This window comes from Streptomyces sp. AK02-01A (assembly GCF_033795305.1).
Lineage (GTDB): Bacteria > Actinomycetota > Actinomycetes > Streptomycetales > Streptomycetaceae > Streptomyces.
In genome coordinates, this window is sequence record NZ_JARBAE010000031.1 from 22577 (window position 1) to 45119 (window position 22543).

Below are 22543 nucleotides of genomic sequence, written 5' to 3' on the forward strand. Positions count from 1 at the left end.
GGGAGGCGGCGGACATGAACGGAAACGGCGGCGAGAACGGCCCGCTGGACGGCGCGGTGGTCGCGGTCGCCGGAGCGGGCGGCCCGGCGGGGCGGGCCGCCGTGCTGCGGCTCGCGGAGGCCGGCGCGACGGTCGTCGCCGCGGACGCGGACGCCGGGCGCCTCGCCGAATCCGTCGACGCCGCGCGCTACGCCCACGGCGGAGCCACGGTCACCGGCGACACCGTCGATCTGCTCGACCTCGCGGCCACCCGTGCCTGGGCGGACAGGACCGAGAAGGAGTTCGGCCGGATCGACGGACTGGTCCATCTCGTCGGCGGCTGGCGCGGCAGCTCGGGCTTCGCCGAGACCGACCTGGCCGACTGGGATCTGCTGGAGAAGCTGCTGATCCGTACGGTCCAGCACACCTCTCTCGCCTTCCACGAAGGACTGCTGCGCAGCGACCGCGGCCGCTTTCTGCTGATCAGCGCGGCCGGTGCGACAAAGCCCACCGCCGGCAACGCCGCCTACGCCGCGGCCAAGGCCGCCGCCGAGGCATGGACGCTGGCGCTCGCCGACGCGTTCCGTAAGGCGGGGGGCGAGGAAGGCCCGCGCGCCGCGGCTGCCATCCTGGTCATCAAGGCACTGGTGCACGACGCGATGCGCGCCGAGCGCCCGAACGCGAAGTTCGCGGGCTTCACGGACGTCACGGATCTGGCCGAGGCCATCGCCGGAGTCTGGGACCGGCCCGCCAGGGAAGTGAATGGAAACCGCCTGTGGCTGACCCCCGAGCCGTGACGTCCCGTACGACGGACGCGCGCCGGCACCACGACCCCGAGGTACGCGGCTTCGCGAGCGACAACTACGCGGGAGCCCACCCGGAGATCCTCGCGGCGCTCGCCGTCGCCAACGGCGGTCATCAGATCTCCTACGGCGAGGACGACTACACGAGTCACCTCCAGCGGATCATGCACAGCCACTTCGGCCCGACGGCGGAGGCGTTTCCGGTCTTCAACGGCACCGGCGCCAACGTCGTGGCGCTCCAGGCGCTCACCGAACGCTGGGGCGCGGTCATCTGCGCCGAGACCGCGCACATCAACAGCGACGAGGGCGGCGCTCCCGAGCGGGTCGGCGGCCTCAAGCTGCTGACCGTGCCCACGCCGGACGGCAAGCTGACACCCGAGCTGATCGACCGGCAGGCCTACGGCTGGGACGACGAGCACCGGGCCATGCCCCAGGTCGTGTCGATCACCCAGAACACCGAACTGGGCACGGTCTACACACCCGACGAGATCCGGGACATCTGCCGGCACGCGCATGAGCGGGGCATGAAGGTCCATCTCGACGGCGCCCGGATAGCCAACGCCGCCGCGTCGCTGGACGTCCCGATGCGCACCTTCACCAACGCCGTCGGTGTGGACGTCCTCTCGTACGGCGGCACCAAGAACGGCATGCTCTTCGGTGAGGCCGTCGTCGTGCTCAACCCGGACGCCGTACGGGCGATGAAGCATCTGCGCAAGCTGTCCATGCAACTGGCGTCCAAGATGCGCTTCGTATCGGTGCAACTGGAGGCGCTGCTGGCGGGCGATCTGTGGCTGCGCAACGCCCGGCACAGCAACGCCATGGCGCAGCGCCTCGCGGAGGGCGTGCGAGCGGTGGACGGCGTGCGGATCCTCCATCCCGTCCAGGCCAACGCCGTCTTCGCACGGCTTCCGCACGAGGTGGGTGTCCGCCTCCAGAAGCGCTTCCGGTTCTACTTCTGGGACGAACGGGCCGGCGATGTCCGCTGGATGTGCTCGTACGACACGACCGAGGACGACATTGACGCCTTTGTGCTGGCGCTCAAGGAAGAGATGGCCGCGTAGCGCCGGACGTACCCACAGGTACGTGGCCGGCCGGGAACCCATGGGCACCGGCCGGCTCTCTCACTTCCGAGAGCCAGGCAATTCCGAGAACTACGCAGCTCCGAGAACTACGCAGCTCCGAGAACTACGCAGCTCCGAGAACAAGGCAGCTCCGAGAACTACGCAGCTCCGAGAACAAGGCAGACGATGACCCTGACGCTCACCGTGTCGGACGAGGTACGCGCCCTCGCGCCCGGCTTCACCCATCTCGCCGTCGAGGCCCGCGGCCTGCTGAACGGGCCCAGCAACGCGGAGAGTTCGGCTCTGCTGGACGACGCGGCCCGCCGGCTCGCCGCGCGTCTGGACGGACGCGCGCCGCACGAGGACCCGCACATGGCCGCCTGGCGTGCCGTGTACACCGCCTTCGGCGCCAAGCCGTCCCGTACCCGCAACTCGGCGGAGGCCCTGGCCAAGCGCGCGCAGGCCGACGGCGGACTGCCGCGTATCAATCTGCTCGTCGACATCTACAACGCCATCAGCGTCGCCCATCTGATCCCTGTCGGCGGCGAGGACACCGACCGGATCGCGGGCGGGATGCGGCTGGTACGGGCCACCGGCGAGGAGCCGTTCCCGACCGTCGCCGGCGGCGAGGCGGCCGTGGAACATCCGGAGCCCGGCGAGGTGGTCTGGTGCGACGACGAAGGCGTCACCTGCCGGCGCTGGAACTGGCGCCAGGGCGTCCGCACCCGGCTCACCGAGGAATCGGTGAACGCGGTCTTCCTGCTGGAGAGCCTCGCGCCCATGACGCTCGGCGCACTCGGCGCCGCGGGCGCCGAACTCGCCGAGTCGCTGGAGAAACTGAGCCCCGGAGCACGCGTCACCGTCCGCGCCGCGCGCTAGGACGTGTCTGACACATGGCGCCGTCCGCCCGGAGGGCGGGGCCTGCGACGTCTGGTGCGTGCGATCTCAAGGCGGAGGATCATCCGTGTACTGGACGTACTCGGATGACTCCGACAACGCGGTGAGCGTGCGTGCCAGGCGTCGCAGGCCAGGCGGGATGTGTCAGACACGTCCTAGGCCCGGTCCTGGGCCCGTAGTGCCACCGCCGGCCGGCCGTGTGGTGGCACCGGCCGGCGGAGAGACGATTCAGCCGGTCTCCGCCGCGCGGACCTCGGCCGCCGTGGGAGCGGTGCCGCCGAGATGCGCGGGCACCCACCAGGTGTCGTTCGCGTCCCTGGGACGCACCGGATAGGCGCGCTGCGCCGCCTCCAGCAGCTCCTGCACCCGCTCACGCAGCCGCCGGGTGATCGCGCCCGCGAACTGGTCGGTGGGCGCGTCCAGCCGCTCGCCCACCCGGATCGTCACCGGGATGTGGCTGCGCCTGAAGTTGCGCGGACGGCCCTTGGTCCACAGCCGCTGGGTGCCCCACAGAGCCATCGGGATCAGCGGCACACCGGCCTCCTGGGCCAGCCTGGCCGCGCCCGACTTGAAGCTCTTGAGCGTGAACGACGGCGAGATGGTCGCCTCGGGAAAGACCCCGATGATCTCGCCGGACCGCAAGGACTCCAAGGCGTGGGCGTACGCCTGCTCGCCCTGCTTGCGGTCCACCGGGATGTGCTTCATACCGCGCATGAGCGGTCCGGAGATCCTGTGCCGGAAGACCGACTCCTTCGCCATGAAACGCACCAGGCGCTTCTGGGGAAGCGCCGTCAGTCCCGTGAAGATGAAGTCCAGATAGCTTATGTGGTTACTGACGAGCACGGCGCCGCCGGTGCGCGGGATGTGCTCGGAACCCTGCGTGTCGATCTTCAGGTCCAGCGCCTTGAACATCGTGCGGGCGGCGCCGATGACCGGCCGATAGACGAGCTCTGCCATCTGGTGAGGACCCTTCTGTTCCGGGGAGGGTTCTCCCGTCGGAAGTTACGCAGCCGTAGGTTTTCGGCATTGCGCCGATGGTGCCCCATACACGGCCCTGTGGCCAGTCCTGGTCTGCGCGTATGGCGAGATTCTCATCACGTTAGGTCAGCGCGTCCCGGCCGTCGCCCGCAGGAACAACGGATACAGCTCGCAGCCGAGGCAGTAGCTGAAGGCCGCGTTGAGGAAGGCCGCGGCCAGCGCGCATCCGGTGGCGGCGAGCCCCAGCCAGCCCGGTCCCCAGAGATAGCCGACCAGACCGGCCAGTGCGAACACCAGCCCGACGGCCTGGGCGAAGCGCGGCGGTGCCGCGGACTCGAACTCCACCGCCGGCCCGACGCGCGGGCGTATGGCGGTACGGAAGAGCCAGCCGTACGGCGAACGCTGCACGCCCGCGACCGCGCCCACCGCGAAACACAGCGCCTGCCACGCGAGCAGCGCCTCACTGCCGGTGATGAGGACGAGGGCCAGCACGACGCTGGTGACGGCCGCGCCGAAGCGCGGACCTCTGATGTCGATGTTCATGACACCAGCATCTCCCGGCGCGGCCGGGCCCCGGACCCGGAATATTTTGCGGTTCTGTGAACGCTGCACCGGAGGATGACGACTACGGGAGTGGTGGTGTGCGCGGCGGTCCTCGCGGCGGCCGGTGTCTTCGGCCTGCTGCGCCGCCGCGTCGACGGGAGGCTGAAGGTGCGGCGGGACGACGGCGAGAGGCGGCTCGGCGTGGCCGAGCTGGGCGCCGAACTCGGTGAGCGGGCCACGCTCGTCCAGTTCTCCAGCGCGTTCTGTCAGCCCTGCCGGGCGACGCGGCGCACCCTCGCCGAGGTGGCGGGCATGGTCGAAGGCGTCTCCCATGTGGAGCTCGACGCCGAGCAACGGCTGGAGCTGGTACGGGAGCTGGGCATCCTCAAGACTCCCACGGTGCTGGTCCTGGACGCGGCGGGCCGCATCGTACGCAGAGCCGCAGGACAGCCACGCAAGGTGGATGTGATCGCCGCGCTCGGCGAGGCGGTGTGAGACATGTACTTGACTGTTTCGCCGCCGCGTCGTCACTCTGACGAGATGCCCCAGGAACTCCTTCTGCACGGGCGGGCCCATGTCGACCTGGCCCGCGACGCGAGCGCGCGCTGTCCCGGTGTCTGAGCGGTCACGCACCCGTACGTTCCTCTCGCGGAAGGACAACTCGATGACGGCGACGCCCGATCTCGGCACTCCTGAGCTGGCCTCTCCGGACCTGCTGCGGTCCGTGTTCCGGCAGCACGCGGCAGGCGTCGCGGTGGTCACGGCCCGGGGCGAGCACCCGGTCGGCTTCACCGCCACCTCACTCAACTCGGTCGCGGCCGAACCTCCGCTGGTCTCCTTCGGCGTGGGCACCTCGTCGTCGAGCTGGCCGGTCCTCGCCGACGCCGGTCATGTCGGCGTGCACATACTCGGGGAGCACCAGGAGGAGCTGGCCGCCACCTTCGCGCGCAGCGGCGCGGACCGCTTCGCGCCGCCCACCGCCTGGCGCACCGGACCCGAGGGCGTGCCGGTGCTCGACGGCGTACTGGCCTGGCTGGTCTGCCGTGTCGTCGCCCGTGTCCCGGCCGGCGACCACCGCATCCTGATCGCTCAGGCCGTCGTCGGCGATCCCGCCGGATCAGGCCGGCCGCTCCTCTACCACCAGGGACGCTTCAACGCTCTGCGTGACTGAGAGTTCCCCTCTTCCGCGTCTGTCCCGCGTTGGCAAGGTCACAGTTCAAAGCGCTTGCTCAGCGGGCACGCTCTGGATGTACTGGCGAGTAATATTTACTCCGGTGCGCCGGTCTCCCCGACCGGAAACCGCCCCACAGGGCGCCTATGCTGCGTGCATCAAGGCAGCCCAGAAATGACGACGCAGTAGGAGAGCCGGCGTGAGCCTGAGGATCGTTGTCTGTGTGAAGTATGTGCCCGACGCCACCGGCGACCGGCACTTCGCCGATGACCTGACCGTCGACCGGGACGACGTCGACGGCCTGCTGTCGGAGCTCGACGAGTACGCGGTCGAGCAGGCGCTGCAGATCGCCGGTGAGGCGGACGACGCGGAGATCACCGTGCTGACCGTCGGCCCCGAGGACGCCAAGGACGCGCTGCGCAAGGCGCTCTCCATGGGCGCCGACAAGGCCGTCCATGTCGAGGACGACGATCTGCACGGCACCGATGTCCTCGGCACGTCGCTGGTGCTCGCCAAGGCCATCGAGAAGACCGGCTACGACCTGGTGATCTGCGGTATGGCCTCCACCGACGGCACGATGGGCGTGCTGCCCGCGATCCTCGCCGAGCGCCTCGGGGTCCCGCAGGTCACGCTGCTCTCCGAGGTCTCCGTCGAGGACGGCACCGTCAAGGGCCGCCGCGACGGCGACTCCGCGAGCGAGCAGCTTGAGGCGTCCCTGCCGGCCGTCGTCTCCGTGACGGACCAGTCGGGCGAGGCCCGCTATCCCTCCTTCAAGGGCATCATGGCCGCCAAGAAGAAGCCGGTGCGGTCCCTGGACCTGGAGGACCTGGAGATCGACGCCGACGAGGTCGGTCTCGGTGGCTCCTGGACCGCGGTGGACTCGGCCGTGCAGCGCCCGGCCCGTACGGCGGGCACGATCGTCAAGGACGAGGGCGAGGGCGGCAAGCAGCTCGCGGCCTTCCTTGCGGAGCAGAAGTTCATCTGACCCAGCCCGGTGCGCCGGAGGTTCCTCCGAGCCCAGGCCACCCTCTCAACCGCCCCCGGATACTTCGCATTCGCAGGAGACCCACCCATGGCTGAAGTTCTCGTCTATGTCGACCACGTGGACGGTGCCGTCCGCAAGCCCACTCTGGAGCTGCTGACCCTGGCCCGCCGTATCGGCGAGCCGGTCGCCGTCGCGCTCGGTGCCGGCGCCGAGGCCACCGCCGCCACGCTCGCCGAGCACGGTGCGGTGAGGGTCCTCACCGCCGACGCCGCCGAGTTCGCCGACTATCTCGTCGTGCCGAAGGTCGACGCGCTGCAGGCCGCCTACGACGCCGTCGCACCGGCCGCCGTGCTCCTTCCGTCCTCCGCGGAGGCCAAGGAGATCGCGGCCCGTCTCGCGGTCCGTATCGGCTCCGGCATCATCACCGACGCCGTCGACCTGGAGGCCGGCGACGAGGGCCCGGTCGCCACGCAGTCGGTCTTCGCCGCCGCGTTCACCACCAAGTCCCGTGTCTCCAGGGGCACTCCGGTCATCACCGTGAAGCCGAACTCGGCTCCGGTCGAGGCCGCTCCGGCCGCCGGTACCGTCGAGGCGCTGTCGGTGACCTTCGGTGAGAAGTCCACCGGCACGAAGGTCGTCTCGCGTACCCCGCGCGAGTCGACCGGACGTCCGGAGCTGACCGAGGCCGCGATCGTGGTCTCCGGCGGCCGCGGTGTCAACGGCTCCGAGAACTTCGCGATCATCGAGGCACTGGCCGACTCGCTCGGCGCCGCCGTCGGTGCCTCGCGCGCGGCGGTCGACGCCGGCTGGTACCCGCACTCCAACCAGGTCGGCCAGACCGGCAAGTCGGTCTCTCCGCAGCTTTACATCGCCTCCGGCATCTCCGGCGCGATCCAGCACCGTGCCGGTATGCAGACGTCCAAGACGATCGTCGCCGTCAACAAGGACGCCGAGGCCCCGATCTTCGACCTGGTCGACTACGGCGTGGTCGGCGACCTGTTCGAGGTCGTCCCGCAGCTCACCGAAGAGGTCAAGGCCCGCAAGGGCTGAGCGGACGCTGTACGGGCCCGGGGCCGCGCGGTGGACGACCGCGCGGCCCCGCGCCGTATCCGGCCGGGATCCCGCCGCTCCTCACCGTTCCGGGCCACCATTGACGCGGATCGAGAGAGCGCATTAGGTTCAACGGATTGTTGATTCCGTGGAGCGGAAATTGCGAACGGAGGGATGGGGCATGGACCGGCAGGAGAAGGTGGTCACGAGCCTCGCGGGCAGTGTCGTCGAGGCCGTCGGCGCCTCTCTCGCGCCGGTCGACGCGGAGCTCGCCCGTCGCTATCCGGGCGATCCCGGCACGCGCCAGCCCGTGCACACCGTCTATGTGCCCGGCGACGACTTCACCGCGGACACCGTCCGCACCTGGGGCGACCGCGCGCTCGACGCACTCGACGAACACGCACCGGACGCCGCCTCGCTGGCCCGAGTCCTCGGTCTTCCCGGCGAACTGGCCGGACCCGTCCACGAGCGGGTACGGGCCAAGCTGGCGAGCGAGCCCGTCGAGGACCTGCGGATCGACTTCGAGGACGGCTACGGCGCGCGGTCCGACGCCGAGGAGGACGAGGACGCGGCCCGCGCCGCCCGCCTGGTCCACGAGGCGTACGAGAACGGCACCGCCGCCCCGTACACCGGTATCCGGATGAAGTGCCTGGAGGCCGCCGTACGCGACCGCGGCATCAGGACCCTCGACATCTTTCTGAGCGGTCTGATGGCGGCGGGCGGGCTGCCCGCCGGACTGGTCCTGACCCTGCCCAAGGTCACCTACGCCGAACAGGTCACCGCGATGGTGCGGCTGGCCGAGGAGTTCGAGAAGGCGCACGCTCTGGAGCCGGGACGGATCGGCTTCGAGATCCAGATCGAGACCAGTCAGTCCATCCTCGCCGCGGACGGCACCGCCACCGTGGCCCGGATGATCGACGCGGCCGGAGGCCGGGCCACCGGGCTGCACTACGGCACCTTCGACTACAGCGCCTGTGTCGGCGTCAGCGCCGCCTATCAGTCCAGCGACCATCCGGCCGCGGACCACGCCAAGGCCGTGATGCAGGTCGCCGCCGCCGGGACCGGTGTGCGGGTCTGTGACGGCTCCACCAATGTCCTCCCGGTCGGCCCGACCGCGCAGGTCCACGAGGCATGGAGGCTGCACTACGGCCTCACCCGGCGGGCCCTCGCCCGCGCCTACTACCAGGGCTGGGACATGCATCCGGCCCATCTGCCCACGCGTTACGCGGCGGTGTACGCCTTCTACCGCGAGGGTCTGGAGCCGGCCGCCGCCCGGCTGGCCGGCTATGCCGCCAAGGCGGGCGGCGCTGTGCTGGACGAGCCGGCCACCGCGCGGGCGCTCAGCGGTTATCTGCTGCGCGGACTGGACTGCGGCGCTCTTGACACCGACGAGGTGGCCCGGCTCACCGGCCTCGGCCGCGCGGATCTGGAGAGCTTCGCGATCCCTCGGCGCTGACGAGCGGACAGGGCCTAGCGGGGCCTAGCGGTTCGGCGGCGGTGGGATCTCGCCCGAGCCCCGGGCGATCAGCCGCGTCGGCAGTACCACCCGCGAGGTGGGTCCCGCCGTTCCCTCAAGGCGCTGGAAGAGCCGCTCCGCGGCCGTACGTCCCAGGGTGGCGGCATCCTGCGCGATGACCGTGAGACCGGGCACCAGCAGATCGGCCAGCTCGATGTCGTCGAAGCCGACCAGCGCGACCGGCCGGTCGTGCGCGGCCAGTACCCGTACCGCCGTCACCGTCACACGGTTGTTGCCCGCGAAGATCGCCGTCACCGGCTCGTCGGCACCGAGCATGGTGACGACGGCCTCACGCACCCGGTCCGGCGCGGTCGTGCCCAGCGAGACCCATTCGTCGTCGATCACGAGACCGGCGTCCGCCATCGCGGTGCGATAGCCGCGCAGCCGCTCGATCGCCGTGTGGATCCGGGGCTGGTCGCCGATGAAACCGATCCTGCGATGGCCGTGCGCGATCAGATGGGCGGTCCCGGAGCGGGCGCCGCCGAAGCTGTCGGAGAGCACCGCGTCCGCGTCGATCCGTCCGGCCGGGCGGTCCACGAAGACCGTGGCGACGCCCGCCTTGATCTCCGGCTCCAGATAGCGGTGGTCGTCGCCGGCCGGAATCACGATCAGCCCGTCCACCCGGCGTGCGCAGAGTGCGAGAACCAGTTCCTGCTCGCGATCCGGGTCCTCCGCGCTGGAGCCGTTGATCAGCAGCGCTCCATGCGCGCGGGCCACTTCCTCCACGGCGCGGTTCAGCGGGCCGTAGAAAGGGTCCGCGAGATCCTCCAGGACCAGGCCGATACTGGCCGTACGGCCCTTGCGCAGAACACGCGCCGAATCGTTGCGGCGGAAGCCCAGCGCGTCGATGGCCTCCTGCACCCGTCGCTCGGTGTCGGGGGTGACACCCGGCTCTCCGTTGACCACACGGGAGACCGTTTTGAGCCCCACTCCGGCGCGCGCGGCCACGTCCTTCATCGTGGGCCGGTTGCCGTAACGAGGCTCGGGGCGGCGGGGAGAGTCGGCCACAGTGCGCTGTCCTGTCGTCGTGCGGGCTGCCATCGGGTTTGCCATCCGAGGCTGTGGCGACGAGCATAGGCCCTGGACAACGTTGTCAGGTGAATAGAGACTGTTCATCGAAGCCACAGGTCCTTTCAACCATCCCGCGCCCGCGGGGGTACTTCGTCCCCTGGAGATCCGAGACCGATGCATACCGACCCCGTTGCCGCACTCGACATCGGCGGCACCAAGATCGCCGGCGCGTTGGTGGACGGCAACGGCAGGATCCTCGTACGGGCGCAGCGGCCGACGCCGGCCCAGGAGGACGGCGAGACGGTGATGCGAGCCGTCGGAGAGGTCCTCGCGGATCTGACGGCGTCCCCGCTGTGGGCGTCGGTCACGGTGCTCGGCATCGGCAGCGCCGGTCCCGTGGATGCCTCCGCCGGTACGGTCAGCCCGGTCAATGTCGCGGGCTGGCGGGGTTTTCCTCTGGTGGAACGCGTACGGCAGGCCACCGGCGGACTTCCGGTGACGCTGGTCGGCGACGGCGTCGCCATGACCGCGGCGGAGCACTGGCAGGGCGCGGCCCGTGGCTATGACAACGCGCTGTGCATGGTCGTCTCCACCGGCGTCGGCGGCGGACTCGTCCTGAACGGGAAGCTCCACCCGGGGCCGACCGGCAACGCCGGGCACATCGGTCACATCAGCGTGGACCTGGACGGTGATCTCTGCCCGTGCGGCGCCCGCGGCTGTGTGGAGCGGATCGCCAGCGGCCCCAACATCGCGCGCCGGGCGCTGGAGGGCGGCTGGCTGCCCGGACCCGACGGCGACACCTCGGCCGCCGCGGTGGCCGCCGCGGCCCGGGCCGGCCATCCGGTCGCCATCGCCTCCTTCGACCGGGCCGCCCAGGCGCTGGCCGCCGGGATCGCCGCGACGGCCACACTGGTCGAGATCGGCATCGCGGTGATCGGCGGAGGAGTGGCGAACGCGGGCGAGGTGCTCTTCGCCCCGCTGCGCAGATCGCTCCAGGACTACGCGACCCTCTCCTTTGTGCGGCAGCTCAAGGTGGCCCCGGCGCTGACCGGCACCGACGCCGGCCTGGTCGGCGCGGCGGCGGCCGCGGCCTCGCTCGCCGGCCGCGGTGAGGCCGCGGCGACGGTGAGCGGCTGAGCGCGGTCATCGGCCGAGCGGCCGGGCCGGAACCTCGCGGTTGTCCGGCCCGGGCCCGCCGTGTCAGCCGGTCGTCTGGCAGGCGGTGCGCCTGCTGCCACGGAACTTCACACACAGCTCGATACCGGTGCCGGTGTCCCAACGCGGCCAGGTGTGGGCGAGCGCTCTGTCCGAACGGGTCGCCCGGGCCGTGTCGACGCGCGCTCCGTCCCGGAAGAGGGACACCGTCCGGAACGCGGCACGCGGCGGAGGATTGGTCCAGATCCCGGTGACCGCGTTCCGGCCGCCGCTGCCTTCCAGCCGGATACAGATCTGCGGACCGGAGAAGTGGTGGGTGCAGGCGGCGCTGTCGGCCGCGGCGGGCGTGACTCCCAGTGAGACGGCGAGGCCGGCCAGTGCGAGGACCAGGGCGGCCTGCCGGAAGCGAGCGCGCGGGCGCTGGGCTCCTTCAACTGGCACGGCGGGCGCGACTGGTCGGGCCGGCGGGGCTAACACGGGGGAATTTATGGTCATTTCGGACTCCCGGGTCGTCATGGACTCGTTGACATGTGCGCGGGCGCTCGGCCGGCGGCCCTGGAGGCGGCGCTGTGGGCCCCTCTTGGGCATGCCTGAAAGCCTGGTCCGGCGCGCGGCCGCGTCCGTTCGATGGCGGAGCGGCCTGAACTCGGCGCGGTGTACGCGCTCGCGAGGGTGGAGGACCGATGGTGGGCCGGACGTTTCCCGGCTGATCCGGCGAATTGGAAGATATGCGGCAAGCGGGAAGTGTCGGACTAGGGCGAGTCTGTCGCCTGCTGTGGTACGACCACCAGGAAAAGGTCCGAGTCGAGGTCCATCACCACCTCGGCCGGTGTTCCCTCGTCCCGCCGCGCCCGCGCGAATTCCTCCGCGGGCCAACTGCCGCGCGGTCCTCCCGCGGGAAACTTCTCCAGCACCGTCCGGCGCATTGGGCACCCCCTTGTCACATCAGGTTCCAACGATGTTCCTCGGGGATGTGTTACGGCCCGGTATGGACATCGGTTCGTACATAAGACGCCGCCGTCGGCCTCAAGACGACGTCGAACCGGCCACAGCTCGGCCACAGCGCGGTGCCGACCGGGCGCTTCTGATCTCGTAAGGGGTTTCCGGGGCAGGGTGTTGCGGGCAGTCCACTGAGGGCTACGGAAGAGGGGGAACCGTGATCGTCTGGATCAACGGTGCGTTCGGAGCGGGCAAGACCAGTACCGCGCGCGAACTGATCGACCTGATCCCGAACAGTACTGTGTACGATCCCGAGCTGATCGGCGGCGAACTGGCGCGACTGCTGCCGCAGAAGCGGCTCGCCGAGGTCAGCGACTACCAGGACCTGCCGATCTGGCGGCGGCTGGTGATGGACACCGCGGCGGCGCTGCTGGCCGAAGTGGGCGGAATGCTCGTTGTCCCCATGACCCTGCTGCGCCAGGAGTACCGCGACGAGATCTTCGGTGGGCTCGCCTCGCGGCGCATTCCGGTCCGGCATGTGCTGCTGACAACAGACGAAACGATCCTGCGGGGACGGATCGCGGCCCGTGAGGTCATCGAGGGCGACCCGGAGGCCAACGAGCGCGCCCGCCAGTGGTGTTACGAGCACATCGAGCCGTACCGAGCCGCGCTGGGCTGGCTCACCGGCGACGCCCATGTGATCGACAACTCCGGCCTCACGGCGCGCGAGACCGCCGTGTCGCTCGCCTCGGCGATACGGACCGGCGCGGCCGGTGTCCGTGAGATCGTGCAGACACCCGAGCCCACGGCCGAGACCCTCGCGGCCGGAGTGCTGCTCTTCGACGAGCAGGACCGGGTGCTGCTCGTGGACCCCACGTACAAGCCCGGCTGGGAGTTCCCCGGTGGCGTGGTGGAGCCCGGCGAGGCGCCCGCTCGCGCCGGCATACGCGAGGTCGCCGAGGAGATAGGCATAGAACTCACCGTCGTGCCCAGGCTGCTGGTGGTGGACTGGGAGCCGCCTCGGCCGCCGGGATACGGCGGTCTGCGGCTGCTCTTCGACGGCGGCCGGCTGTCCGCCCGGGCCGCCGGACGGCTGCTGCTGCCGGGACCGGAGCTGCGCGGCTGGCGCTTCGTCGGCGAGGAAGAGGCGGCCGGGCTGCTGCCCGGGGCCCGCTACGAGCGGTTGCGCTGGGCCCTGCGCGCCCGGGAGCGCGGGACGGTGCTCAATCTGGAGGACGGTGTGCCGGTCGGCTGAGCGGCCCGGCCCGGTCCGGCACAATCCGCTCGGCTCCCGCGACGGGCTCGCCGAGCGAGGTCCGTGAGGCTCCGGGAGCCTCCGTACGGCGAACGTACCCGGCCGGATACGTTCGCCGTACGGTGCCGTGTCCCCGGCGGTCCCGGCCAGTCTTCGGCGGTCGTCGCCTCCCGTCGAACCGCTGTGGACTCCGGCCGTCGGGACGGCTCAACCCTGATGGGACCGCGCGTAGTTGAGCAGGAAATGGGCCTCGGTGACCGAGAGGCGCTCCAACTCCTCCGGCGAGACGCTCTCGTTCACCGCGTGGATCTGCGCCTCCGGCTCGCTCAGCCCGATCAGCAGGATCTCCGCCTCCGGATACAGCGCGGCCAGTGTGTTGCAGACCGGGATGGAGCCGCCCTGGCCGGCCGTCTGCATGTCCTCGCCCGGGTAACCGACGCGCATCGCCTCGGCCATCGCGGTGTACGCCGGGCTGGAGGTGTCGGCGCGGAACGGCTGGCCCTGGCCTACCTGCTCCACCGTGACCCGCGCGCCCCACGGCGTGTGCTTCTCGATGTGTGTGGTCAGCAGCTCGGTCGCCTCGACGGCGTTCTGGCCCGGCGGCACCCGCAGACTGACCAGCGCTCGGGCGCTCGCCTGCACGGACGGTGTGGCGCCCACCACCGGCGGGCAGTCGATGCCCAGCACGGTGACGGCGGGGCGCGCCCAGATCCGGTCGGCGACCGAGCCCCGGCCGATCAGCGCGACACCGTCGAGCACCTTGGCGTCCTTGCGGAAGTCGGCCTCCGCGTAGTCGAGTCCCTCCCAGTCGGCGTCGGCGGCCAGGCCGTCCACGGTGGTGGAACCGTCCTCGGCGCGCAGCGAGTCCAGGACCCTGATGAGAGCGGCGAGCGCGTCGGGCGCCGCACCGCCGAACTGGCCCGAGTGCAGGTTGCCCTCAAGGGTGTCGACCCGGACGCGCAGCATCGTCATACCGCGCAGGGTGGCCGTCACCGTCGGCAGACCCACCCGGAAGTTCCCGGTGTCGCCGATGACGATGGTGTCGGCGGCCAGCAGCTCCGGATGCGCCTCGGCGTACCGCTCAAGACCGTCGGTGCCCTGTTCCTCCGAACCCTCGACGATCACCTTGACGCTGACCGGCACACCGCCGTTCGCCTTGAGCGCGCGCAGGGCGAGCAGATGCATCAGGAAGCCGCCCTTGCAGTCCGCCGCACCGCGTCCGTACCAGCGGCCGTCGCGCTCGGTCAGTTCGAAGGGCGGTGTCTTCCAGGCGGCCTCGTCCAGCGGCGGCTGTACGTCGTAGTGGGCGTAGAGCAGAACCGTCGGCGCGCCTTCGGGGCCGGGCAGCAGGCCGTACACGGACTGGGAGCCGTCAGGCATGTCCAGGGCCGCGACATCCTGGAATCCCTCGGTACGCAGCGCTTCGGCGACCCACGCGGCCGCGGCCTCGCACTCGCTCCTGGGGAACTGCGCCGGATCCGCCACCGAGCGGAACGCCACCAGTTCCGTCAGCTCCGCCCGGGCGCCGGGCATCAGGGAAGCCACGGTCTCGGCTATCGCGTTCGCGGTCATGGGCACGCTCCTCGTCGGTGCGACGTTGTCCTGTTGGGTGTACGTCGAAGGCACTGTCGATCCTCCCACAGCGGGTTCGTCTCGGCCGCGCCGTAGGATGCCGTTCGACAGCAGGGGCCACCGGTCGGATCAGGAGCAGAAGCACATCGTGAGCAGCGAGAACGCAGACGCCGGAAGCGAGCACGACGAGCCGGTGTGGGATGTCGTCGTGGTCGGCGCAGGACCGGCGGGAGCCTCCGCGGCATACGCGGCGGCTGTCGCGGGCCGTCAGGTGCTGCTGCTGGAGAAAGCCGAGTTGCCCCGCTACAAGACCTGCGGGGGCGGAATCATCGGGCCTTCCCGGGACTCGCTGCCTCCCGGCTTCGAGCTACCGCTCAAGGACCGCGTGCACGCGGTGACCTTCTCGCTGAACGGGAAGCTCGCTCGTACCCGCCGCTCCAAGCGCATGCTCTTCGGGCTCATCAACCGCCCGGAGTTCGACGCGAGTCTGGTGGAACACGCGCAGAAGGCCGGCGCCGTGCTCCGTACCGGTGCGACGGTCTCACGCGTGGAGCAGCACGGCCCGGCCGTGCCCGACCGCCGTACGGTGGCCGTCGTGCTCGCGAACGGCGAGACGGTGCTGGCCCGGGCCGTGGTCGGTGCGGACGGCAGTGCCAGCCGGATAGGCGCCCATGTCGGAGTCAAACTCGACCAGGTGGACCTGGGTCTTGAGGCGGAGATCCCGGTGCCGCCGACGGTGGCGGAGGACTGGGCGGGGCGGGTGCTCATCGACTGGGGCCCGCTGCCGGGGAGTTACGGCTGGGTGTTCCCGAAGGGCGACACCCTCACCGTCGGCGTGATCTCGGCGCGTGGCGAGGGCGCGGCGACCAAGCGGTATCTGGAGGACTTCATCGCGCGGCTCGGGCTCGCCGGCTTCGAGCCCTCCGTGTCGTCCGGACATCTGACACGGTGCCGCAGCGAGGACTCACCGCTGTCGCGGGGCCGGGTGCTGGTGTGCGGGGACGCGGCCGGGCTGCTGGAGCCGTGGACCAGGGAAGGCATCTCCTTCGCGCTGCGGTCCGGGCGGCTCGCGGGGGAGTGGGCGGTACGGATCTCGGAGTCGCACGACGCCGTGGACGCGCGCCGTCAGGCGCTGAACTACGCCTTCGCCATCAAGGCCGGTCTCGGCGTGGAGATGGGCGTCGGCCGGCGGATGCTCGCCATCTTCGAGCGCCGTCCGGCACTGCTGCACGCGGCGATCACGGGACTGCGGCCGGCCTGGAACGCGTTCGCGGACATCGCTCGCGGTTCGACCTCGCTGGCCGGTCTGGTGCGGACGCATCCGCTCGTGCGGCGCGCGCTGGACATCCTGGACCGCAAGCAGGCGGCGGCCGGGCCGGCCACACCGGAGGCGGCCGGTGCGGCGGAGGCCGGTGCTCAGGAGTAGACGGCCGCCCGGCAGCGGGCGGCGCGGATCCGGCCGGACAGGCGGATCCGGCCGGACAGGCTGATCCGGCCGCGCAGCGGGTGATCCGGACGGGCGCGCGGGCCGGTTGGGAGATGGTTCCGACCGGCCCCGGCGGTCTGATCGGGTCGTCGCGCCGGAACCCGGTCCGTCAGCGAACGCGGTCCCGGTCCCGGTCAGGTCCAGTGCCTGACCGGGCGGCGGCGTTTTCCGGGTGCGGTTCCGGATCTCCCGGGTGCGGTTCCGGTCAGGAGGCCGTCGTGATCAGGAAGACCGGGTGGTCGGGAGCGGCGGCGAGGATCTCCGCGTCGGAGGACTTGGCGGTGACGCCTTGGAAGTACTGGTTGACCTCCCAGCCCCAGCGCTCCAGATAGGTGCGCAGGATCGCGAGCTTCTCGCTGTCGGGGATCTCCGCAGCGGTGAATGACCGGATCTTGCGGCCCGTGCGGACTTCGCCGCCGCCCGCGACCCGCATATTGCGCACCCACTGCGAATGGCCGCGCGCCGAGACCAGGTACTGATTGCCTCCGTGACGGTGCGGGTTGACCGGGATGCGCTGCATCTGGCCGCTCTTCCGGCCGCGTACCGAGAGTTCGGCCATGCCGAACACGCTCAGCCCGTGCCGGGCGAGCCGGCCGAACAGGCTGTTCATCCGGATGGTGAACGGGCTGCCCTTGAGGTAGTACGGCTCGGACATGACGACTCCTCTGGAGTTATGAGAGCACTGCTCTCGCTTGAGAGCAGTGTGCACCGAATCGTCGCTCCAAAGCAAGAGCACTGCTCTCAATTCAGGTCAGTGTTCCGGAACATGGCACACTGCTCTCCATGACGACCATCCGTGGAGCCAGGGAACGGGCCCGTATCGAAGTAACGGCGGCCATCAAGGACGAGGCCCGCAGTCAGCTCGCGGCCGAAGGCGCGGCGAAGCTCTCGCTTCGCGCCGTCGCGCGGGAGCTGGGCATGGCCTCGTCCGCGCTCTACCGCTACTTTCCCAGCCGTGACGACCTGCTGACCGCGCTCATCGTCGACGCCTACAACGCGGTCGGTTCGGCCGCGGAACAGGCGCTCGCCGACGCCGGCCCGGCCGGCCCGCCCGTCCGCTGGACCGCCATCTGCACGGCGGTACGCTCCTGGGCTCTCGCTCATCCGCACGAGTACGCGCTGATCTACGGTTCTCCCGTACCCGGCTACAACGCGCCTCAGCTCACCATCGAGCCCGCGTCCCGGGTCGGCCTCGCCCTCATCTCCGTCGCCCGCGACGCCCACCACGCCGACGGGCTCGCGCTGCCGCCGCTCGCCGTGGAACTGCGTCCCGAAGCCGAGCGGCTGGCCTCGCTGTTCGCGCCCGGCCTCCCGCCGGAGGTCACGGCCGCTCTCGTCGCCGCCTGGGCCCAGCTCTTCGGGCTGATCTCCTTCGAGGTCTTCGGCCAGTTCAACGGCGTGGTCGAGGCCCGCGACGAGCTGTTCGTACACGCGGCGAAGCGCCTCGCGTACGAATGCGGTCTACTGGACGGCCGCCGGACCTGACGCACCGTCACCTCGGACGGGAGTGCGTGTGACCACCATGTCCGGCTGACGCGTGCCGGCCGCACGACGGTGAAGCCGGCCGTCCGCGACCGGGCTCAACGGGCCGTCCTCGCCTACGAGTCAGGTCTCGTACGGCCGGGCCGGCTCGGCCGGCCGGAACGGCGCGGGAAACGCCACAGGACATGCACGACGCGCGCCACGAAGGTGAGACACGCGGCGACGGCGCCGACGTGTCCGACGACGCGGGGCAGCTCGAAGTACCGGGCGGAACCCGCTATGACGCCGTACACCAGCCCTGCCGCGAAGGCCGCCGTCAGCACGGCGTAACCGATCTCCACCGTGATGGCGTCCCGCTCGGCGCCGCTCCTGCTTCCCATGGCCCGAGTCTGGCCCGGGACCGCGAAACGCGACAAGGCCGCCACTCCGCCGGGCCTTCCGAGGTCAGGCTTTCGCGGTCACGCTTCCCGGGGATGTCCGCCGCTCGGCCGGTCGCGCAGCAGCCGTACGAAGCCGCCCAGGGCCGCCGCCTGGATCAGTACCGAGAGCACGAGCGCGGCGTAGAGGAAAGGACCGGAGTCGAGGACCGACTCGCCGAACAGTCCACCGCCGACGAAGAAGACGAAGACGGTCGGCGCGGCGACGAAGAACAGCCACACTCCGGCGAACGAGGCGTCGTCGTGGTGCACGAAAAGTGTGTCGATCGCGACGAACACGGCGACCGCGGCGACCACGCCGAGGTAGACCTGAGAGGCGCGATTGCCGAAGGTCAGCCGCGCGAGTCCGGTAAGCCGTTCGGAGATCATGGCTTTCTCCTCCTGAGGTATTGGCTTCCAGAGTGGGATGAATCGAACGGACATGCCTGAGTACGCCTACTCATCTGCCCGCTGCGCCGGGGTGTAAGGCGCTGAGTACGCGATGAGCGCGGCGGCGGCCGCCAGCAGGGCCACCGTGGTCAGGGCGAGCGGCAGCGAGAACCAGTCGGCGAGGAACCCGATCGCGGGCGGTCCCAGCAGCATGCCGCCGTAGCCGAGAGTGGACGCGGCGGCGACACCGCCGGGACCGGCCAGCGCGCCCGCGCGGCCGATGGCCACGGGAAAGATATTGGCGAGGCCGACACCGGCGACGGCGAAACCCACCAGCGCGGCCCAGACGGTCGGCGCGAGGGCGCCCAGCAGCATGCCGAGAGCGGCCGTGACGCCGCCGCCGACCAGGGCGCGGGTCTGGCCGAGGCGCTCCATCAGGGCCGTACCGGACAGTCGTCCCACGGTCATGGCGAGAGCGAAGAGCGAGTATCCGGTGGCCGCGACGCCGGGTGTGGCGTCGAGATCCTGTGTGAGGTGCAGTGCGCTCCAGTCGGCCATCGCTCCTTCGCCGTACGCCGTGCAGAGAGCGATCACGCCGAAGAGCACGACCAGCCGACGGGCGCGCGCGTCCAGCCGCCTGGGGCCCGCGCTCTCCGAGGGCCGCTCCGGGACGGGCGCGGGATGCCGCAGCAGCGCGGGTCCTGCCACGGCGGTGACGAGCAGGCCGACGCCGGCCAGGACGAGCAGATGGACGGAGGCGGAGAGACCTCCGGCGATCAGTCCGCCGAGCCCCGCTCCCGCCATGCCGCCGAGGCTGAAAGCGGCGTGGAAACTCGATATCACCGGCCGCCGCAGGGCCGCGACCAGATCGACGGCCGCACTGTTCATGGAGACGTTGAGTGAGCCGTACGCGGCGCCGAAGACCAGCAGTACCAGGCCGAGCGACAGGGCCGAGTGGGCCCGCGGCGGTAGCACGATGCTCAGCGAGAGCAGTACCGCGCTCACGACCGTCACCGGATGACTGCCGAACCGGCGGCAGAGCCGGCCGGTGAACACCATCGTCACCACGGCGCCCGCGGAGACGCCCAGGAGGGCCAGTCCGAGATCGCTCGCAGAGGAGCCGGTCTGCTGCTTGATGGCGGGGATACGGACGACCCAGCCGGCGAACATGAAGCCGTCGAGCGCGAAGAACACGGTCAGCAGGATGCGGAGGCGGGAGAGAGGCGATCGGGCGGCCGGGGCCCTGTCGCTTCCTCTCATCGCGGCGGCCCTTTTGTTTAGGTCTGACACAAAGTGAGCATAGGGTCCCTGACCCCTTCGGTACAAGGCGCCGGCGGCGCCTTCGGATCATGGGAGACTCGCCCCCATGAACGGCAAGGCGACCACCACCAGGACAAGGCTGGAGAGAGGCCGCGGCGCGCTCGGCCCGGCACTGGAACTGGTACACACGGGACGTGCGCCCACGCGCGCCGTGCTCACCTCGGAGCTCGGTGTCACGCGTGCCACGGCCGGCGCCGTCGCCGCCGAGCTCGAAGCCCTCGGTCTGATCCGGGTCGACTCCAGGCCCGGCGCGGCGGCCGGCTCACAGGGCCGGCCCTCGCACCGGCTGTCCATCGACGACCAGGGCCCCGTCGTCCTCGCCGCGCAGGTCCACGCGGACGGCTTCCGCGCCGCGCTGGTGGGGCTCGGCGGCCGGACAGTCGCCACCGCTCCCGTCCGGAGTACGGTCACGGCCGACCCGGCCCAGGTGCTCGGGGAAGTCGTCGAGGCGGGCGCCGGACTGCTGCGTACCAGCGGACGGCGCTGTGTGGGCGCCGGCCTCGCCGTGCCCTCGGCGGTCGCCGAGCCGGAGGGCACGGCGCTCAATCCGCTGCACATCGCCTGGCCCGCCGGTGCGCCGGTCCGGGAGATCTTCGCCGGGCTGGTGCGCGGGGCGGGCATCGAAGGCCCCGCGTTCACCGGCAACGACGTCAATCTCGCCGCACTCGCCGAGCACCGGCACGGCGCGGGCCGCGGCGCGCAGCATCTGCTCTGCGTCGCCACCGGCCACCGCGGTGTGGGCGGAGCGCTTGTGCTCGACGGACGCCTGCACACCGGCAGTTCGGGCCTCGCGCTGGAGGTGGGTCACCTCACGGTCAATCCCGAGGGACGGCCCTGCTACTGCGGCAGCAAGGGATGTCTCGATGTCGAGGCCGATCCGCTCGCCTTCCTGACGGCGGCCGGCCGCGCACCGGGCCCCGAGGTCTCCCTGCTCCAGCAGTCCCGCGATCTGCTTCTGACGGAGTACGCCGACCCCGCCGTGCGGGCCGCCACCGAGGAGCTGATCGACCGGCTGGGCCTGGGGCTGGCCGGGCTGGTCAACATTCTCAACCCGGACCGGATCATCCTCGGCGGACTCCACCGGGAACTGCTCGGCGCCGACCCGGACCGGCTGCGCGCCGTCGTCGCCGACCGCAGCCTGTGGGGACGCGGCGGCGGTGTTCCCATCCTGCCCTGCACGCTCGACCACAACAGTCTGGTCGGGGCGGCCGAGCTGGCCTGGCAGCCGGTGCTCGACGACCCGCTCGGCGCGCTCACCCGCTGACTCCGGCCGCCGCTGTACCGCTCACCGGCGGGCGTCGGGGGACTTCGTTACGCGTGGCGCGGATTCGGAGCGCGGAGGCAGCAGGCGCGGCGGCCGGCGTGACGGCGGGCCGTACCGTGAGCGCGTGGCACTGTGCGATCGCACGGCGTCGCGCGATCGCACAGTGCCACGCCCCGTCCGGTCCGGCGGGCCCGCCGGCTCAGCCGACCACGGCCGACCGGGCGGCGGCGTGTCCGTGCTCCCCGGCCAGGGCGACGAACTGCGTCCCCCGGAAAGGGCCGTCGGTCGTCGCCCCGTACACCGCGCGTAGCGGCGGGGCCAGGGCGGAGGGCGGCGCGGGAAGCGTGAACCAGATGCTCTTTCCCGTGTCGCCCCGCGGGCGTACGCCCCAGCTCTCGCTCACGGCCGCGATCAGTGCGAGACCACGGCCGCTGGTGTCGAACGGCTGGGCGTTGTTCACCGTCGGCAGCCGCGGATCATGGTCACTGACCGAGACCATGAGCCGTTCGAGGAGCAGCTCCACGTCGACGGTGCATATCTTGTCCGGCTGAGCGTGCCGGTGGACATTGGTCAGCAGCTCGGTGACGCCGAGAGCCGCTTGGTCGATCAAGGGATCAAGATGCCAGTAGCGCAGTTGCGCCGAGATGATTCTGCGGACCTGACCGATCCGCGACGGCAGGGCCTGGAGCTCCACCGTGCAGTGCCTGCTTGGCCGGCTGATCACGGCTGCGACTCCCCGAATGAGGTCCGGAAGAAGACGAAGGATCGGATCCAGCAGCAGACTCGCTGCTGTTCCTGCGCCCGGCGGGGATCTACCGCATTGTCACCGCCGGTTAACCCTGAGTGATGTGAGACCAGAGTGAACCAGCGGATTCCGCTCCGCAACTCGCGGCGGATCAGCCTCTCTCCCGCCGCCCTCTGCGCACGGCTTCCAGAAAACGCCCGGCCAGCGCCGTCGCGTCGGGCCGGCGGCCGCGCTGGCCCATGGTCAGCCGGTAGCGCGTCCCGTTGACCGTGGCGACCGCGCCGCCGCGCCCCGCGAACCAGGGCTTAGCCGCTCGTACGGCCCGCAGCGGAGCGCTGTCGATCACCCGGCCGTAACTGGTCAGCAACGCCAGGCTGCCGTCCTGGATCCGGACTTGGCCGGCGGTGGTGAGCGACCGCGGCCACCGCACGATACGCACTCCGCTCGCACTGAACTCCGGCTCTGCCATGGCTCCTCGACCCCCTCAGCGCCGTCCCCTTCCACAGAAGTCTGCACAAGGATCCC

25 protein-coding genes and 1 pseudogene are annotated in these 22543 nt (G+C 71.0%); 14 read left to right on the forward strand and 12 right to left on the reverse strand.

The window, feature by feature from the left end:
* Nucleotides 1-14 precede the first annotated feature (14 nt).
* The 3 genes from PV679_RS25010 to PV679_RS25020 all read left to right on the forward strand — a co-directional run bounded on the left by PV679_RS25010 (nt 15) and on the right by PV679_RS25020 (nt 2722).
* On the forward strand, nt 15-776 hold the full coding sequence (locus PV679_RS25010; RefSeq protein ID WP_319682633.1) for an SDR family NAD(P)-dependent oxidoreductase: 762 nt from the start codon (nt 15-17) through the stop codon (nt 774-776).
* On the forward strand, nt 755-1843 hold the full coding sequence (locus PV679_RS25015; RefSeq protein WP_416069794.1) for a threonine aldolase family protein: 1089 nt from the start codon (nt 755-757) through the stop codon (nt 1841-1843). The genes PV679_RS25010 and PV679_RS25015 overlap by 22 nt, the downstream gene beginning before the upstream one ends.
* A gap of 186 nt (nt 1844-2029) precedes the next feature.
* On the forward strand, nt 2030-2722 hold the full coding sequence (locus tag PV679_RS25020; protein WP_319682634.1) for a B3/4 domain-containing protein: 693 nt from the start codon (nt 2030-2032) through the stop codon (nt 2720-2722).
* 246 nt (nt 2723-2968) lie between these two features.
* Here PV679_RS25020 and PV679_RS25025 read toward each other — a convergent pair whose 3' ends face one another.
* Nucleotides 2969-3697 carry a lysophospholipid acyltransferase family protein gene (locus PV679_RS25025; protein ID WP_319682635.1) on the reverse strand — a complete coding sequence of 243 codons (729 nt, stop codon included), beginning with the start codon at nt 3695-3697 and terminating at the stop codon, nt 2969-2971.
* Between the two features lie 147 nt (nt 3698-3844).
* A complete protein-coding gene (locus PV679_RS25030) occupies nt 3845-4261 on the reverse strand; it encodes a DUF4395 domain-containing protein (RefSeq protein ID WP_319682636.1) in 417 nt (138 codons plus the stop codon).
* A 75-nt stretch (nt 4262-4336) separates the two neighbouring features.
* Here PV679_RS25030 and PV679_RS25035 point away from each other — a divergent pair, with 75 nt between their 5' ends.
* The 5 genes from PV679_RS25035 (at nt 4337) to PV679_RS25055 (ending at nt 8923) form a co-directional block, all read left to right on the forward strand.
* Nucleotides 4337-4756: a thioredoxin family protein gene (locus PV679_RS25035; RefSeq protein ID WP_319682637.1), complete on the forward strand. Its 420-nt coding sequence runs from the start codon at nt 4337-4339 to the stop codon at nt 4754-4756.
* Nucleotides 4757-4925: 169 nt separating this feature from the next.
* Nucleotides 4926-5432 (forward strand): flavin reductase family protein, encoded by a 507-nt coding sequence (locus tag PV679_RS25040; RefSeq protein WP_319682638.1) that lies wholly within the window; start codon nt 4926-4928, stop codon nt 5430-5432.
* A 199-nt stretch (nt 5433-5631) separates the two neighbouring features.
* Nucleotides 5632-6417 carry an electron transfer flavoprotein subunit beta/FixA family protein gene (locus tag PV679_RS25045; RefSeq protein WP_319682639.1) on the forward strand — a complete coding sequence of 262 codons (786 nt, stop codon included), beginning with the start codon at nt 5632-5634 and terminating at the stop codon, nt 6415-6417.
* An 87-nt stretch (nt 6418-6504) separates the two neighbouring features.
* Nucleotides 6505-7467: an electron transfer flavoprotein subunit alpha/FixB family protein gene (locus PV679_RS25050; RefSeq protein WP_319682640.1), complete on the forward strand. Its 963-nt coding sequence runs from the start codon at nt 6505-6507 to the stop codon at nt 7465-7467.
* A gap of 181 nt (nt 7468-7648) precedes the next feature.
* Nucleotides 7649-8923 (forward strand): DUF6986 family protein, encoded by a 1275-nt coding sequence (locus PV679_RS25055; RefSeq protein ID WP_319682641.1) that lies wholly within the window; start codon nt 7649-7651, stop codon nt 8921-8923.
* A gap of 24 nt (nt 8924-8947) precedes the next feature.
* Here PV679_RS25055 and PV679_RS25060 read toward each other — a convergent pair whose 3' ends face one another.
* Nucleotides 8948-10024 carry a LacI family DNA-binding transcriptional regulator gene (locus PV679_RS25060; RefSeq protein WP_416069795.1) on the reverse strand — a complete coding sequence of 359 codons (1077 nt, stop codon included), beginning with the start codon at nt 10022-10024 and terminating at the stop codon, nt 8948-8950.
* A 144-nt stretch (nt 10025-10168) separates the two neighbouring features.
* Here PV679_RS25060 and PV679_RS25065 point away from each other — a divergent pair, with 144 nt between their 5' ends.
* Nucleotides 10169-11131 carry an ROK family protein gene (locus PV679_RS25065; RefSeq protein ID WP_319682643.1) on the forward strand — a complete coding sequence of 321 codons (963 nt, stop codon included), beginning with the start codon at nt 10169-10171 and terminating at the stop codon, nt 11129-11131.
* 63 nt (nt 11132-11194) lie between these two features.
* Here the strand turns inward: PV679_RS25065 and PV679_RS25070 are convergent, their stop codons facing one another.
* The gene (locus PV679_RS25070) at nt 11195-11590 is read right to left on the reverse strand and encodes a hypothetical protein (RefSeq protein ID WP_319682644.1); all 396 of its coding nucleotides are present in this window, start codon (nt 11588-11590) and stop codon (nt 11195-11197) included.
* Between the two features lie 311 nt (nt 11591-11901).
* Complete coding sequence (locus PV679_RS25075) at nt 11902-12075, reverse strand: hypothetical protein (RefSeq protein WP_319682645.1); 174 nt, start codon at nt 12073-12075, stop codon at nt 11902-11904.
* 230 nt (nt 12076-12305) lie between these two features.
* On the opposite strand from PV679_RS25075, the gene PV679_RS25080 reads away from it, so the two are divergent.
* Complete coding sequence (locus PV679_RS25080) at nt 12306-13343, forward strand: NUDIX hydrolase (RefSeq protein WP_319682646.1); 1038 nt, start codon at nt 12306-12308, stop codon at nt 13341-13343.
* A 207-nt stretch (nt 13344-13550) separates the two neighbouring features.
* Here PV679_RS25080 and PV679_RS25085 read toward each other — a convergent pair whose 3' ends face one another.
* The gene (locus tag PV679_RS25085; protein ID WP_319682647.1) at nt 13551-14915 is read right to left on the reverse strand and encodes a dipeptidase; all 1365 of its coding nucleotides are present in this window, start codon (nt 14913-14915) and stop codon (nt 13551-13553) included.
* Nucleotides 14916-15063: 148 nt separating this feature from the next.
* Here PV679_RS25085 and PV679_RS25090 point away from each other — a divergent pair, with 148 nt between their 5' ends.
* Nucleotides 15064-16341 carry a geranylgeranyl reductase family protein gene (locus PV679_RS25090; RefSeq protein WP_319682648.1) on the forward strand — a complete coding sequence of 426 codons (1278 nt, stop codon included), beginning with the start codon at nt 15064-15066 and terminating at the stop codon, nt 16339-16341.
* A gap of 265 nt (nt 16342-16606) precedes the next feature.
* On the opposite strand, the gene PV679_RS25095 is transcribed toward PV679_RS25090, so the two are convergent.
* Nucleotides 16607-17056, reverse strand: a complete 450-nt coding sequence (locus tag PV679_RS25095) for a nitroreductase family deazaflavin-dependent oxidoreductase (protein WP_319682649.1) — start codon at nt 17054-17056, stop codon at nt 16607-16609.
* Nucleotides 17057-17184: 128 nt separating this feature from the next.
* Between PV679_RS25095 and PV679_RS25100 the strand changes: the two genes are divergently transcribed.
* Together PV679_RS25100 and PV679_RS25105 are read left to right on the forward strand one after the other, a co-directional pair.
* A complete protein-coding gene (locus PV679_RS25100; RefSeq protein ID WP_319682650.1) occupies nt 17185-17886 on the forward strand; it encodes a TetR/AcrR family transcriptional regulator in 702 nt (233 codons plus the stop codon).
* A gap of 48 nt (nt 17887-17934) precedes the next feature.
* Nucleotides 17935-18036, forward strand: a pseudogene (locus PV679_RS25105) (DNA-binding response regulator); the annotation flags it as partial.
* Here the strand turns inward: PV679_RS25105 and PV679_RS25110 are convergent.
* From PV679_RS25110 to PV679_RS25120, 3 genes are all read right to left on the reverse strand, one after another.
* The gene (locus PV679_RS25110) at nt 18000-18263 is read right to left on the reverse strand and encodes a DUF6332 family protein (RefSeq protein ID WP_319682651.1); all 264 of its coding nucleotides are present in this window, start codon (nt 18261-18263) and stop codon (nt 18000-18002) included. The pseudogene PV679_RS25105 and the gene PV679_RS25110 overlap by 37 nt on opposite strands.
* 78 nt (nt 18264-18341) lie before the next feature.
* Nucleotides 18342-18689: an SCO4225 family membrane protein gene (locus PV679_RS25115; RefSeq protein ID WP_319682652.1), complete on the reverse strand. Its 348-nt coding sequence runs from the start codon at nt 18687-18689 to the stop codon at nt 18342-18344.
* 66 nt (nt 18690-18755) lie between these two features.
* Nucleotides 18756-19883, reverse strand: coding sequence for an MFS transporter (locus PV679_RS25120; protein ID WP_416069799.1), 1128 nt, complete (start codon nt 19881-19883; stop codon nt 18756-18758).
* A gap of 172 nt (nt 19884-20055) precedes the next feature.
* Here PV679_RS25120 and PV679_RS25125 point away from each other — a divergent pair, with 172 nt between their 5' ends.
* Entirely contained in the window at nt 20056-21273 is a 1218-nt protein-coding gene (locus PV679_RS25125) for an ROK family protein (protein WP_319682654.1), read from the forward strand.
* A 199-nt stretch (nt 21274-21472) separates the two neighbouring features.
* On the opposite strand, the gene PV679_RS25130 is transcribed toward PV679_RS25125, so the two are convergent.
* Complete coding sequence (locus PV679_RS25130) at nt 21473-21997, reverse strand: ATP-binding protein (protein WP_319682655.1); 525 nt, start codon at nt 21995-21997, stop codon at nt 21473-21475.
* 172 nt (nt 21998-22169) lie between these two features.
* Nucleotides 22170-22487: a hypothetical protein gene (locus tag PV679_RS25135; protein ID WP_319682656.1), complete on the reverse strand. Its 318-nt coding sequence runs from the start codon at nt 22485-22487 to the stop codon at nt 22170-22172.
* Nucleotides 22488-22543 lie beyond the last annotated feature (56 nt).